We start from the raw sequence: 13,429 nt of genomic DNA, 5'->3' as shown, positions 1-13,429 counted from the left end.
GCCTAGAAACTCATCGGTGCCCTCGTACCGGCCGATTCAAAGCAGGCGGGCTCTGGCAGGTAGCCAGTCCCAGTTAGTGCCCGGCTCGGGGGAGGAGCAGCCACCTGGTCCCCTGGGGGAGACGCAGCGTCGGATATGTATCGAGGCGGGAACGGATGTCCAATCAAGCCGCAGGGCTCCCAGGCACGCGGCCACCCTTGGAAGATAGAAATCGTTGGGTTATGGTGGCGCGCGCTCAACGCGCATGGCCAGGAGGACGCCCGTGAAATTCGATACCGGATTGATGACCGCGTCGCCCATCGAGGCGGTGAATTTTGTTCGCAGCGCCGAGCAGATGGGCTTCGATGCGCTCTGGACCGCCGAGGCCGCGCATGAGCCGTTCTTCCCGCTGGTGCTGGCGGCGGAACACTCCGAGCGCATCAAGCTCGGCACCGCCATCGCCGTCGCCTTTCCGCGCAGTCCCATGACCTATGCGCAGATTGCCTGGGACCTCCAGGTGCTTTCCAAAGGCCGGTTCATCCTCGGTCTGGGGACGCAGGTGAAGGGTCACAATGAGCGCCGTTTCGGCGTGAAGTGGGAGCACCCGGGGCCGAAGCTGCGCGAGATGATCCAGGTCATTCGCGCGGTCTGGGACTGCTGGCAAAACGGCACCAAGCCGAGCTTCGCCGGCCGCTTTTACAATTTCACCCTGATGACGCCCTTCTTCAGCCCTGGCCCGATCGAGTGGCCGCATATCCCCATCTATATCGCCGGCGTCAACGAATACATGTGCCAGCTCGCCGGTGAGTTGTGCGACGGCTTCCATGTCCATCCGTTCCACTCGCTCAAATACCTCAACGAAACCGTCTTCCCCAACATTCGCAAAGGGCTGCACAAGGCCGGCCGTAAGCCGAGCGACTGCGCCTTGTCGACCACCGCCTTCGTGCTCACCGGCGCCAACCGCGACGAGATTGAAGCCGCCAAGCGGCCGGTGCGCCAGCAGATGGCCTTCTACGCCTCGACCCGCACCTACGCCCGCGTGCTGGAGGCACACGGCTGGGGCGATACCTGCCTGCGGCTCAACGAGCGCGCGGCCAAGGGCGACTGGGTCGGTATGGCCGATGAGATCACCGACGAGATGCTCGAAGTCTACGCCGTCGCTGGCACCTACGATGAGATCGCCGGCAAAGTGAAGGCGAAGTACGCCGGCATCCTCGACCGCGTGGCGTTTTACTTGCCGTTCATCCCTGGCCGCATCGACGCGCAATGGCGCCGTATCGTGGCGGCGTTCAACGGTTGAAGCGCAGCGCTCTGCTCGTGACACGCCTGGGTAAGACGCGATCCGCCCGGTGTGCGTGCCCGGTGAAACTACTGGTGATCGGAACTACGCCCTGGCGCTGAGACCGCGCCGGGCGGCGCTTGCCGGGAAAGGAAGTGCTCGATGTCGCAAGAGCCTGTCGATGTGTTGATCATCGGTGCCGGCGCGGCCGGGGCCGCTTTCGCCTGGAGCCTGGCGCAGACGCGAATGAACATCCTCTGCCTGGAGCAAGGCGACTGGGTCGATCCCGCCAAGTATCCGGGCGTGGGCACCGACTGGGAGGTGCACCAACTCGGTGACTTCGCGCTCAGCCCGAATGCACGCGGGCGGCGCGAGGATTACCCGGTCAACGACAGCGCCTCACCGGTCCAGACCTCGATGTTCAACGCCGTCGGCGGCAGCACCATCATGTACGCCGCCCACTTCCCCCGCTTTCATCCGTCCGACTTCCGCGTCAAGACGCTCGACGGAGTTGCGGACGATTGGCCGGTGGACTACCAGCGTCTGGCGCCGTTTTACGACCTCAACGCACACATGATGGGCGTCTCCGGCCTGGCCGGCGACCCGGCGTATCCGCCGAAGCAGGTGCCGCTGCCGCCGGTGGCGCTCGGCAAGCTGGGCCAGAAGATCGCCCAAGGCTTCAATCGACTGGGCTGGCACTGGTGGCCGTCAGACAGTGCGATCGCCTCGCTGGAGCACGAAGGCCGGGCCGCTTGCATCAATGCCGGCACGTGTCTGCTGGGATGCCCGCAGGGCGCCAAGGCGAGCACCGACATCACCTACTGGCCGGCTGCGCTGCGCCAGGGCGTGACGCTCAAGACCCGCTGCCGCGTGCGCGAGATCACCATCGCCGAAAACGGCTTGGCCGACGGCGTCATCTACTTCGACGCCGATGGCGTCGAACGCAGACAGCCGGCCCATGTCGTGGTGCTGGCGTGCAACGGCGTCGGTACGCCGCGACTGCTGCTGAACTCGCGCTCGAAGCTTTTTCCCGATGGGCTGGCGAATCGCAGTGGCCTGGTCGGCAAGAACCTGATGTTCCATCCCTACGCCATGGTGACCGGCATCTTCGATGAGCCGCTCGAAGGCTACAAAGGCCCCACCGGCTGCTGCATCATGAGTCAGGAATTCTACGAGACCGACCGCTCGCGCGGCTTCGTGCGCGGCTATTCGTTCGAGATCGTGAGAGGGTTCGGGCCGGTTTCAACGGCCTTGCGGGGCATGCAGATGGGGCGTCTGACCTGGGGGGCCGACCACCACCGCGCTTACGCCGAGCTCTTCGATCGCACCGCGAGTATGGTCGCGATTTGCGAAGACCTGCCGGAGAGCAGCAATACCGTCACCCTCGATCCCGATCTCAAAGACTCCGATGGGATTCCGGCGCCGAAGCTGACCTATCGCGTGAGCGAAAACAGCAGCAAGATGCTCGCACACAGCGTGGCCAGGGCACAAGAGGCGTTAGCGGCAGCCGGCGCCAAGGACACGGCCTCGGAGGCTCCCTTCCCGTTTGCCGGCTGGCACCTCTTGGGAACCGCTCGCATGGGCACGGATCCGCGGACTTCGGTGGTCAACGAGTGGGGCCGCTGTCACGACGTCCGCAATCTCTTCATCATCGATGGCAGCATCTTTGTGACAGCCGCAGGCGTAAACCCCACCAACACCATCCAAGCCTTAGCGCTCTACGTTGGCGACACGATCAAGAGGAATCTCGCGAACCTATTCGACTAACCGGCGGCAAGAGCCGCGCCGGCCGGGGTCTCGGCACCTGGGGCGGGGCGGTGTAGCGCGGCGTCGGTCCCATGGTTGGTCGCGCGCTACGCGCGAGAAGGCGCTGGCTAGGCGCCCCGTAGTTCGCAGACCAAGGTGTGGGCCGTGGCGGAGCGGACTTGCACCGGTACTGTGGTGCCGCGCGCTATCGTGGCCGCCCCGGCGGCGAATACCGCGGTCTTGAACTGCGGGGTCTTGCCCGCCCGCCAGCCCTCGCCGCGGCGGGCCGGGCCTTCCACCAACACCGGCACGCTCTGGCCGATCAGCTCCTGGTTGATCTCGGCGGCAATGCGTTCCTGCAGCTCGATTACCGCCTGCAGCCGCCGCCCCTTCTCGGCTTCGCTGACCGTCTCGGGCCAGGCGAACGACTTGGTGTGCTCGCGGCGCGAGTATTTGAACATGAAGGCGTTGTCGTAACGCACCTCACGCATGAGCTCGAGCGTGGCCTCGAAGTCGCCTTCGCTCTCGCCGGGAAAACCGACGATGATGTCGGTGTTCAAAGCCAAGCCCGGCTTGCTGGCGCGTAGCCGCTCCACCAAACGCAGGTACTGCTCCGTGGTGTAACCGCGCTCCATCCGGGCCAGCACGGTGTCCGCGCCTGACTGCACCGGCAAGTGCAGCTGCGGGCAGACGGCGTCGCACTCGGCGATGGCCGCGATCACCGCCTCGGTCATGTCGCAAGGGTGGGGTGAGGTGAAGCGAATGCGTTCGAGCCCGGCGCTGGCGCGGCGTAACAGCTCGCCGAAGTCGACGTCGCCATCGCGATAGGCGTTGACCGTTTGTCCGAGAAAGACCACTTCGCGATGGCCGGCGGCGACCGCCGCGCGCACCTGCTCGAGCACGGCGGAGGCGGGCAGGCTGCGCTCGCGTCCGCGCACGTAGGGCACGACGCAAAAGCTGCAGAACTTGTCGCAGCCACGCATGATGGAAATCCAGGCGCGCACCCCGTCGGCGCGCTCGGGCGTGATGTCACTGTAGGTTTCCTCGCGGCCCAGGCGCACGTCGACAAAGGCAGCGCCCTGCGCCAGCAGTTCCGGCAAGCGGCGGTAGGAATCGGGACCGACGATGAAGTCGAGGAACGGAACGCTCGCCAGCAGCCGGTCGCGTAGGTGCTGCGCCAGGCAGCCGGCCAGGCCGATCTGCACGTTGGGCCGGCCGGCTTTGTAGTGGCGCAGCTCGCCCAGGCGACTCATGACCCGCTCTTGCGCGTGCTCGCGAATGGCGCAGGTGTTGAGCAGCAGCACGTCGGCAGCCGAGGGATCGTCGGTGCGGGCGTAACCGCTGCGGCCGAGATGCCCCAGCAGCAACTCCGTATCCGCCAGGTTCATCTGGCAGCCATAGGTTTCGAGGTAGACGACCGGCATGTTGAAGTGAGCCGTGAGAGTCCCTATATATCGGCCGCTCGATCGGAGCACAATCGCATGCCGCCACACCCGGAGAGTTTTGACCAGCTGGAAGCCTCGCTGCTGTTTTGCCCGCAGTGCCGGCAAGCGATGCCGGTACGCAAACGGCTGCTGCTGGTGCTGCCGGGGGCCGAAAAGTTCGATTACGTTTGCACCCGCTGCGGCGCGCTCTGCGGCGATAAGCTCGAACCCAACCGCGCGGCGCCGCCGGTGCGCCGCGGCTGAGCCCGAAGGCAGCGGCCGGGTTGCGTCGTGCGCCTCAACTCGTATGATCCGCCGCCGGGGTGAGGCGTGGACATGGCGGCCTTTAGTCTGGAGGAACGGGAACGGCGAGCGCGCGTCAGCGTGCCGGTGGAGTTGGTGCTGGTGCGCCACGCGGAGCCGGATTGGGAGTGGGCGCAACGCACGGGCGGTGATCCGGGCTTGACCCCTCTCGGCCGGCAGCAGGCGGCGGAGGTAGCCTCAGACCTGATCCAACTGCCGCTGGCCGCGCTCTACACCAGCCCGTTGGCGCGCGCGCAGCAGACCGCGGCCGCCATCGGGGCGGCACAGCAACTCGAACCGACGGCCGTCGGCGGCTTAGCCGAAATCCGCATCGGCGAGCTGAGCACGGCCTCGCAGGCTGAGGTGGATGCCTACTTCACCGCCGCGGCGCGGCGGCCTTTCGGCGACCACTGGGAAGGTTTTCCCGGCGGCGAGCCGTTTCGCGATTTCCACGGGCGAGTGACGGCGGCGCTCGAAGAGATCTTGGGACACTACGGCGTGCGGCCACAGCCTACCGACGGCTTCGCGGTGTGGGCTGCACCGGCACGGGCGCAGACGCTGCGCCTCGGGATCGTCGCTCACGGTGGCAGCAACGGCGTAATGCTCACCCATTTGCTCGGCATTCCGCCGGTGCCGTGGGAGTGGGTTCGCTTCGAGACCCCGCTGGCGGCGTACAGTGTTCTGGGGCTGCGAGCGGTCAACTATCAGGGCTACGTGTGGTCGCTGCAGCAATTCGGCCGTCGTGCCGCAGCGCTCATCGGCAGCGGGGCGTAAGCCGTCGGGGAGCGCAGACGGCCCCTGGCGCACGGCGGTCGCCGAGCTGCCGCCGACTTTCAATTAGCATTGTTAACTTTTAGGGTGGGTGATGAAGCGGACAACGGTGCTGGCAGGGTTGGGATTGGTAGTAGTGCTGGGCGGCGGCTGCCGTTATTGGGAAGCGTTCACGCGGCCGCCGCAGCGCTCGCCGATTTATGCAACAGCGCAGAGTCGGCCCTGTAGCTGGCTGCCCGAGGCGCGCGACCAATCACGGCTGCGCGCGGTAGCGGTGCGCGACAAAGTGCGCCAACTGCTGCTGCCGGCGCTGCACGCGGCGGAACTCGATGCCTGGCTGTTGGTGGAGCGCGACTCCCAACGCGATCCGATGCTGGACAGTCTCGGGCTCGGCGAACCCGGCGACAAGCTGGTGCTGTTCATCGGCGACGACGGCAAGCTCCGGGCGTTTGCCTTCGGCACGCCGCTGGTCATGCCGGTGCTGAGCGCCAGCGGCCTGTTCGAGCAAGTGTCGGCTCTGACGCCGGGCGCCGTGGCTGACACGCTGGCGCGCTTTCGGCCGCGGCGCATCGGGATCAACTACTCTGCGCGGGTGCCGTTCGCCGATGGCGTGGCTACCGGCAGCCGGCAGTTCGCCGCCTGGCTGGCCGGCCGCGAATACGCTGGCCGCTTCCGCTCCGCCGAGCCACTCGCAATCGCGTGGCGCGCCGCACGTACGGCCGACGAGATCGAGCTGGCGCGCCAGGGCGCGCGTTGTGCCGCTGAGATCGCCGAACGCACGGTTGCCGGAGCGTTAATCGAAACGGGTCAGACCACGGCGGCGGAGCTGGCGTGGCGGGCGGCTGCCGACCTCCGGGCGGCGCAGCTCGAATGCCTGTCGCTGCCGCGCGTTTCGGTGGTCAAGCTAGCCGACAGTGCCCGACTGAGCTGGCCGTGGGCGGGTGCCAACACCGACACCAGCATTGACGAAGGCGACCTGGTACACGTGGCGCTCGAGCTGCGCTACGCCGGCATGGCGGCCGCGGTGGAGCGTACCGGCTACGTTCGCAAGCGCTGGGAAAGCGACATCCCGAGTGCGCTTCGCACCGCTTTTGAGGCCGTCATCCAGGTTCGCAACGGCCTGGCCCCGCTGTTTCGGCACGGCCTCAGCGGCCAGCAGCTGGCGACAGATGCGGCGGCCTGGGCCGAGCAGCGGGGTTTAACCGTCGAATTGCTCGCGCATCCTGTCGGCTACACCGCTCGTGATGCCGGCACCCTGGTGCCGGCGGGGGTGGGCCCGTACGACATGGCTGCCGGCCTCGCTGAGCGGCCTTTGCAACAGGGCGAACTGCAGTCGCTCGGCTTTCGGGTAACGGTACCGCTCGCCGGCGGACGGCGGCTGACTTGGTCGGCGGCGGATACCGGCGTGGTCGGCTTCGGTGGGCTCGACTTCTTGGTGCCGCCAGCCGGTGATTTAGTGCAATAGGCAGTGAGGAGCGCGGCCGGCGCTCCTCACTCGTTCCCCGGTACGATTTCTTCGAGTTGTTGCCCGCGGGTTTCCGGCAGCAGGAACAACGCCGGCGCAACCAGCAACGGCAACAGCGCCAGCAGCGCGATCACGTTCTCGGCGCCGCCCATCACTTCGGCCAGCGCGCCGACTGCGGCCAGGCCGGCCGTAGCGCCGGCGATGCCGGCATTGGTGATCCATGCCTTGGCGGTGGCACGGAGCCGGGTGGGAAAGAGTTCGGTGCCGAGCGAGTTGACAGCGATAGCGGCCCCCGACTCCATGAAGGTCAGGCCGACGAACGCCGCGAACAGCGCCGGGGTGCGATAGAAGACCACGATTGCCAGCGTGCCGCCGCACACCGACAGTAGCCCCGTGATCCGCCGGCCCCAACTGTCTGCGAGCCGGCCGAAAACGAACCAGCCCGACAGTCCCAGCCCGCCTCCGGTCAAGATCATCGCGCTGATCTGGCTCGGGCTCCAGCCGAAAGTGTTGGCGGCACGATAGGAGGCGAAGCCGAACGCCGAGGCCGCACCCGCGCTCAAGACCAGCGCCAGTATCATCAGGACAAGAAAGCGCACGCGATGCGGTGCCCGCATGACCTCGACCAGCCGCACGGCGCGGCTGGCCGGCCGCCCCTGGGCTTGCTGCCAGCGGCTGGTTTCAGGCAGCGCGCGGCGCAGGTAAGTGATCAGCAGGAGCGGGACGAGGCCGACGAAATAGAGCCCGCGCCAGCCCATGGCGGTGTGTTGAAAGATGGGGAACAAGATCGCGGCAACGCCGGCGCCCAAGGCGGCGAAGGCGCCCAGCAGGCCCTGCCCGCGGCCGCGGTGCGCGGCCGGAAACTCCTCCGCAATCACCACTTGGGCCAGCGCCAGCTGCGCCACCAGAAAAACCGTGGCGCAGACTTGCAGCAACACGAAGTCGACGACGCCGCGCGAAAAACCGGTGGCGGCGGTCGCCACCGTATAAGCCACGATGGTCACCAACAACAAACGCCTGCGCCCGTAACGGTCCGCCATCGGCCCCAGCGGTATCGACAGCAGCGCGCCCGCGCGAATAGCCGACAGCACCCAGCCGAGCTGGGCTTCGTCAGCACCCAGATCGCGGCCGATGTAGGGCAGCGCCAATGACACGATGAAGCGATCGTAGCCCTCGAACAGCGTAGCCGCGCCGAGCAGGAACAACAGCGAGCGATGGTGCGCGGTCAGCCCATCGCTCGCGGCGCTCGCAACCGGCACGGGCGCGCGATGAGCGGCGACGAGGCTGCCGGCTACCAGCAGCGCCAAAGTGAGATTGATCCACTGCCACTGCCGCCACTGTTCGAGCAGGGGAGCGAGCAGCGTAGCGTCTACCTCGGAGGCCAGCTCATTGGCGGTCGCAATGATCGTGTGTTCGAGCGGATCGCTGCCGAGCGTGCTGGCGATCGAGGCGCAGAAGAGGCCGCCCACCGCCGCCAGCCGCCAGCGGCCGCGGCGGGCGCCGATGCCGTCGCGCACCAACACGATCATCGTCATGATCGTGGTCGCCACGCCCAGCGGAAACATCACCAGCTGTTCGCGCTCGGTCAGCCGGGAGAATGCCGCGGCAAAATCAGCCGGCGCCTGCACCAGCCAGGCGCCGGAGGCGCGCGTCAGAGCGAAACGAAAGACCACGGCCCCGGCGCAAAACACCGCGCCGGCCGCCAAAACGGCCCAGTCCAGAACGCCAGTGCGAACGCTGCTGCGAGTATTACCCATACGCGCCGGCCTTGTAGCCGACCTGGCGATTGCAGTCGAGGGGCGGCAGCCCCGAGTCGCTCAGGCCGCTCGGTCCCACGAGTCCTGGATCTCGCCGCGACGCCGCCGGCGCCGTCGGGCAGATAGGGGTCACCCATTGGAAGGCCGTAGTCAACTCAGCGAGCGGCTCCCCTAGCGGCAGGCTCCCGGTGCGCTTGCGGGCGTCGCCTGGATCACGGCAATGCTGCTGTACGGGTCGGGGCCGAGAAGAAGGCCGAGCCGAGGGCCAGCGGAGTTGGTGCTGAATCTGCTGCGTTGCGTTTCTCGCCCCTGTCGGAGGCGGTGCGGGCGCGAAGCCGTTGCTTGAGGTAGACCTGCCACTTGCGGTTGGTCGGGCTCCAGTTCGAGGAGTCGATGACATCGGGCAGGCCGTCGCCGTTGAGGTCGAAGAAGTCGCCGATGTAGTCCTGGGTCGCCGCGCCACGCGAAGATTTTCGCAGAGAGCAGGACACCCGTGCTCCTCCAGGACTGGAGTTGCCGCGCTGCGGTTGACCCACTCCACCCCCTTGGGTAGCTTCCGGCCCAGGGCCATGGGTGCGCGACGATTTCTGGCAGCCGCCGTCCAGCTCTGTGCCGGGTCGGACAAAGCCGTCAACCTCGACAAAGCCGAAGCGCTGGTGCGCGAAGCGGCGCGCCAGGGTGCCGCGTTGGTGGCGCTGCCCGAAGTCTTCAACTGGCGCGGGGCGCAGGCCGAGGAAATCGCCTCCGCCGAGCCGATTCCCGGCCCGACAACCGCTAGGCTCGGACGCCTGGCCCAGGCGCTGCGCATACATCTACTGGGCGGGTCGGTGCTGGAGCGAGCCGGCAGCGGCGGCAAGGCTTTCAATACCAGCTGCCTCTTCAACCCGCGCGGTGAGCTGATTGCCAGCTACCGCAAGGCCCACCTGTTCGACATCGATCTGGCCGGGCACGTCACCATGCGTGAATCAGACACGCGCCAAGGCGGCGGCGAGCTGGCTAGCGCCGTCACCGAGCTCGGCTGCATCGGCCTCAGCATCTGCTACGATCTGCGTTTCCCCGAGCTATACCGGCAGCTGACGCGCTCGGGCGCGCAGATCATCATGGTTCCGTCGGCGTTCACCTTCCCCACCGGCGCCGCCCATTGGGAGATCTTGCTGCGCGCGCGGGCAATCGAGAACCAGGTGTACGTCGTCGCGCCGGATCAGATTGGGCACAGCCCGAGCGGGGTGAACAATTTTGGGAACTCGTTGATCGTCGATCCCTGGGGCAAGCCGCTGGCGCGCGCGGCCGATCGCGAGCTGGTGATCGTCGCGGAGATCGACCTCGACTACCTCGACCGGGTGCGCCGGGAGCTGCCATGCCTCGACCACGTCAAGTTCGTCGTCTAGCGCCGCACGCCGTCAAAGCGTTCTTTCAGGTGGTCAGCGCCGGCGAAGCGCGCGGGCACATCGCCGCCATCACCCCGGTGGGCTGCGAGAGGGCGGCGGTGGCCAAGGCGCTCGGGCGGGTACTGGCGAGTGATCTGACCGCACCGATTGATTTGCCGCATTTTCATCGCGCCAATATGGACGGCTACACGGTGCGCGCCCGCGACACTTTCGGCGCCTCGGCGAGTATACCGAGCTACTTGAAGATCACCGGCACGATCGAAATGGGGGCCGATGCCTCGACCCGCGCGCTGCGCCAGGGCGAAGCCCAGCGCATTGCCACCGGCGGCATGCTGCCGCCCGCGGCCGACGCGGTGGTGATGGTCGAGCACACCGACGAGGTCGGCGACGGCTCCGTCGAGATTCACCGCGGGGTGTCGCCGTGGGAAAACGTGCTGAAGATCGGCGATGATGTTGCCAAGGGGGCACCGATCTTCGCGCGCGGCCGGCGCCTGCGCGCCCATGACCTGGGCGCGCTGACGGGGCTGGGCATCACCAAGGTCTCGGTGTTCAAGCGGCCGCGCGTCGGGCTGATCTCCAGCGGCGACGAGATCGTCCCGCCCCAGCGGACACCGCGGCCGGGCCAGGTGCGCAACATCAATGAGTACGCGCTGATGGCAATGGCGGGCACGGCCGGCGCCGTCGTCACCGACTACGGCGTGGTACCGGATCAAGCCGCGGCGCTGCGCAAAGCGCTGGCGCGGGCGTTGGCCGGCAACGATGTCGTGCTGATCTCCGGCGGCAGCTCGGTGGGCACCAAGGACATCACCATCGACGTGATCAGCTCGTTCCCGCAGTCACAGATAGCGTTCCACGGCATCGCGGTGGCGCCGGGCAAGCCAACCATTTTAGCGCGTGCGCTGGACAAGCCCGTCGTCGGGCTGCCCGGCCACCCGGTATCGGCACTGGTGATATTCGAGTTGTTCGGCGCGCCGTTGCTGCGGGTGCTCGGCGGCGAGGATCCGGCGGCAGTTTTTGCACCCCGTAGCACCGTGCGCGCGCGGCTGGCCGAGAACGTTGCCTCCCAACCCGGGCGCGAAGACCACGTCCGGGTGCGGCTGGCGCACGACGGCAGCGTCTTGGTGGCGCTACCACTGCCGGGCAAATCCGGCGCGATCTTCAATCTGGTAAACGCCGACGGCTTGGTCCGCATCGAGGCCTCGGCCGAAGGGCTCGAAGCCGGTACCGAAGTCGAGGTGGCGCTGTTTTGAGGCAAGCAGGAGAAGATGGCCCGCACACGCTACCTCAAGAAGAAATCCCTGGCGGAAACGCTGGCGCTGTTTGTCGACGGCCGGCCGATTGAGCGGCGGCCGGCCGAGAACACAGCGGTCGAACACAGCCTGCACCGCACTACCGCCGAGCCGGTGGCGGCCCGCCTCTCGGCACCGCACTACCACGGCTCGGCCATGGACGGCATCGCGGTACGCGCGGCGGACACCTTCGGTGCGGGCGAGACTCGGCCGATCGAATTGCAGCTGGACCCCGCGGCCGCGCAAGCACCGCGGCCGTTTGCCTACGTCGACACCGGGCAGGCGCTTCCGGGCTGGGCCAACGCCGTGGTGATGATCGAGAACGTCTACCCGGTTGCCGAGGGGCGCGTGGCGATTCGCGAAGCGGCGGTCCCTTGGCAGCACGTGCGCCTGGTGGGCGAAGACATAGTGGCGACCGAGCCACTGCTGCCGCGCGGGCACCGCATCCGGCCGTTCGACATCGGCGCCCTGCTGGCCGCCGGACACCTGAGCGTGCCGCTGGTGCCACGCCCGCGGGTGGCCATCATACCAACCGGAAGTGAGCTGATAGAACCCGGAGCCGAGGCCGGGCCCGGCCGCATCATCGAGTTCAACTCCCGGGTGGTGGCGGCGTTCGTCAGCGAATGGGGGGGGGAGCCGCAGCGGCTGGCGCCGGTGGCCGACGACCCGGATCAAATCCGCGCGGCCGTGGCGGCGGCGGTACGCGCGCATGACATCGTTGTCGTCATAGCCGGCTCGTCGGCAGGGGAGCACGACTACACTGTGCGGGTGTTGGCTGAGCTGGGCGAAGTTCTGGTCCACGGCATCGACATTATGCCGGGCAAGCCCGCGATTTGTGCCGTCATCGGCGGCAAGCCGGTGCTCGGGCTGCCCGGCTATCCGGTGTCGGCGATTATCGTCTGCCAGCAAGTGCTACGGCCGCTGTTGGCGAAATGGCTCGGCAGCGCACCGCCCGCGCCCGAGCTGGTGCGCGCCGTGGTGCCGCGCAAGCTGGCCTCGAAGCTCGGGCTCGAAGAGTTCGTGCGCGTCACCCTCGGGCGGGTCGGCGGCCGGCTGGTGGCGACCCCGCTGGCGCGCGGCGCGGGGGTCATTACCACGCTGGTGCGCGCTGACGGCTGTTTGCGCATTCCGGCGTTGTCGGAGGGCATCAACGCCGGCGAAGAAGTCGAGGTCGAGCTGTTGCGCTCGCACGCCGACATTGCCAACACCATCGTGGTCAGCGGCAGCCATGATCTCAGCCTCGGGGTGCTTGAAGATGGCCTCAAACGGCGCGCCCCCGAGCTGAAGTTCTCGACGGCGAACGTCGGCAGCCTCGGCGGCCTGTTGGCGCTGAAGCGCGGCGAGGCCCACGTGGTCGGCACCCATCTGCTCGATCCGGCCACGGGCCAGTACAACCTGCCGGACATCATGAAGCACTTGCAGGGCGAGCCGATCGCGGTGGTTCATCTGGTCATGCGCGACCAGGGTTTGATCGTTGCGCGCGGCAACCCCAAGGCGATCGCCGGCCTGAGCGATCTGAAACGAGGCGGCGTGCAGTTCGTCAACCGCCAGAGCGGCGCCGGCACCCGGGTGTTGCTCGATTACGAGTTGGAGCAACTCAGCCTCACGCCGGCGCAGGTCAGCGGTTACGAGCGCGAGGAGTTCACCCACATGGCGGTGGCGGTGGCCGTGGCCAGCGGGTTGGCCGACTGCGGCCTCGGGGTCAAGTCGGCGGCCGTGGCGCTGGGGCTTGATTTCATTCCGGTGGCGCGCGAGGAGTACGACCTGGTCTTTCGGCGCGACTGTTTCGAGTCGGCCGCCGGCCAGGCATTGCTCGAGGTGATGCGCGGCGACGGCTTTCGCGCCGCCGTCGAGGCGCTCGGCGGCTATGACGCGAGCCGGTCGGGGACGGTTAAAGAGCTGCCGCCGGCGCGCCGCAGCCGAGCCAAGCCGCGCCTGACCGAGCCCAAGCGCCGTGCGGCCAGCGCTCGCCGGAGTTCGCTTCGTTGACTCCCCGGGGGGGGTATATTACCGTTCAATCGGCAACGA

11 protein-coding genes are annotated in these 13,429 nt (G+C 67.6%); 8 read left to right on the top strand and 3 right to left on the bottom strand.

The features are described from left to right. The first annotated feature begins 283 nt into the window (after positions 1–283). Both HY699_18615 and HY699_18610 read left to right on the top strand, forming a co-directional pair. Positions 284–1,279, top strand: a complete 996-nt coding sequence (locus tag HY699_18615; protein MBI4517824.1) for a TIGR03617 family F420-dependent LLM class oxidoreductase — start codon at positions 284–286, stop codon at positions 1,277–1,279. 141 nt (positions 1,280–1,420) lie between these two features. Next, positions 1,421–3,025, top strand: a complete 1,605-nt coding sequence (locus tag HY699_18610; GenBank protein ID MBI4517823.1) for a GMC family oxidoreductase — start codon at positions 1,421–1,423, stop codon at positions 3,023–3,025. A 107-nt stretch (positions 3,026–3,132) separates the two neighbouring features. Here HY699_18610 and miaB read toward each other — a convergent pair whose 3' ends face one another. Continuing rightward, entirely contained in the window at positions 3,133–4,428 is a 1,296-nt protein-coding gene (gene miaB, locus HY699_18605; protein ID MBI4517822.1) for a tRNA (N6-isopentenyl adenosine(37)-C2)-methylthiotransferase MiaB, read from the bottom strand. Between the two features lie 57 nt (positions 4,429–4,485). Here miaB and HY699_18600 point away from each other — a divergent pair, with 57 nt between their 5' ends. The 3 genes from HY699_18600 to HY699_18590 all read left to right on the top strand — a co-directional run bounded on the left by HY699_18600 (position 4,486) and on the right by HY699_18590 (position 6,967). After that, positions 4,486–4,692 carry a hypothetical protein gene (locus HY699_18600; protein MBI4517821.1) on the top strand — a complete coding sequence of 69 codons (207 nt, stop codon included), beginning with the start codon at positions 4,486–4,488 and terminating at the stop codon, positions 4,690–4,692. 72 nt (positions 4,693–4,764) lie between these two features. Continuing rightward, positions 4,765–5,505 carry a histidine phosphatase family protein gene (locus tag HY699_18595; protein MBI4517820.1) on the top strand — a complete coding sequence of 247 codons (741 nt, stop codon included), beginning with the start codon at positions 4,765–4,767 and terminating at the stop codon, positions 5,503–5,505. A 91-nt stretch (positions 5,506–5,596) separates the two neighbouring features. Then, positions 5,597–6,967, top strand: coding sequence for a M24 family metallopeptidase (locus tag HY699_18590; GenBank protein MBI4517819.1), 1,371 nt, complete (start codon positions 5,597–5,599; stop codon positions 6,965–6,967). Between the two features lie 26 nt (positions 6,968–6,993). Here the strand turns inward: HY699_18590 and HY699_18585 are convergent, their stop codons facing one another. Next, the gene (locus HY699_18585) at positions 6,994–8,724 is read right to left on the bottom strand and encodes an MFS transporter (GenBank protein ID MBI4517818.1); all 1,731 of its coding nucleotides are present in this window, start codon (positions 8,722–8,724) and stop codon (positions 6,994–6,996) included. A 212-nt stretch (positions 8,725–8,936) separates the two neighbouring features. After that, positions 8,937–9,215 carry a hypothetical protein gene (locus tag HY699_18580; protein ID MBI4517817.1) on the bottom strand — a complete coding sequence of 93 codons (279 nt, stop codon included), beginning with the start codon at positions 9,213–9,215 and terminating at the stop codon, positions 8,937–8,939. A 78-nt stretch (positions 9,216–9,293) separates the two neighbouring features. Here HY699_18580 and HY699_18575 point away from each other — a divergent pair, with 78 nt between their 5' ends. The 3 genes from HY699_18575 to HY699_18565 are packed head-to-tail and all read left to right on the top strand — an operon-like array spanning position 9,294 to position 13,390. After that, the gene (locus tag HY699_18575; protein MBI4517816.1) at positions 9,294–10,112 is read left to right on the top strand and encodes a carbon-nitrogen hydrolase family protein; all 819 of its coding nucleotides are present in this window, start codon (positions 9,294–9,296) and stop codon (positions 10,110–10,112) included. Beyond that, positions 10,082–11,362: a molybdopterin molybdotransferase MoeA gene (locus HY699_18570; protein ID MBI4517815.1), complete on the top strand. Its 1,281-nt coding sequence runs from the start codon at positions 10,082–10,084 to the stop codon at positions 11,360–11,362. Before HY699_18575 ends, HY699_18570 begins: the two co-directional genes overlap by 31 nt. Positions 11,363–11,377: 15 nt before the next feature. Beyond that, positions 11,378–13,390, top strand: a complete 2,013-nt coding sequence (locus tag HY699_18565; GenBank protein ID MBI4517814.1) for a molybdopterin biosynthesis protein — start codon at positions 11,378–11,380, stop codon at positions 13,388–13,390. Positions 13,391–13,429: the final 39 nt, after the last annotated feature.

Source organism: Deltaproteobacteria bacterium (genome assembly GCA_016210005.1).
Lineage (GTDB): Bacteria > Desulfobacterota > Binatia > HRBIN30 > JACQVA1 > JACQVA1.
Note: the sequence above shows the minus strand (reverse complement) of the source record. Positions and strands in the feature narration are given on the sequence as shown.

Coding starts and splice junctions, on each gene's coding strand:
- HY699_18590 (MBI4517819.1), top strand. CDS start 5,597: ATGAAGCGGACAACGGTGCTGGCAGGGTTGGGATTGGTAGTAGTGCTG.
- HY699_18565 (MBI4517814.1), top strand. CDS start 11,378: ATGGCCCGCACACGCTACCTCAAGAAGAAATCCCTGGCGGAAACGCTG.
- HY699_18575 (MBI4517816.1), top strand. CDS start 9,294: ATGGGTGCGCGACGATTTCTGGCAGCCGCCGTCCAGCTCTGTGCCGGG.
- HY699_18600 (MBI4517821.1), top strand. CDS start 4,486: ATGCCGCCACACCCGGAGAGTTTTGACCAGCTGGAAGCCTCGCTGCTG.
- HY699_18610 (MBI4517823.1), top strand. CDS start 1,421: ATGTCGCAAGAGCCTGTCGATGTGTTGATCATCGGTGCCGGCGCGGCC.
- HY699_18585 (MBI4517818.1), bottom strand. CDS start 8,724: ATGGGTAATACTCGCAGCAGCGTTCGCACTGGCGTTCTGGACTGGGCC.
- HY699_18615 (MBI4517824.1), top strand. CDS start 284: ATGACCGCGTCGCCCATCGAGGCGGTGAATTTTGTTCGCAGCGCCGAG.
- miaB (MBI4517822.1), bottom strand. CDS start 4,428: ATGCCGGTCGTCTACCTCGAAACCTATGGCTGCCAGATGAACCTGGCG.
- HY699_18570 (MBI4517815.1), top strand. CDS start 10,082: ATGCCTCGACCACGTCAAGTTCGTCGTCTAGCGCCGCACGCCGTCAAA.
- HY699_18595 (MBI4517820.1), top strand. CDS start 4,765: ATGGCGGCCTTTAGTCTGGAGGAACGGGAACGGCGAGCGCGCGTCAGC.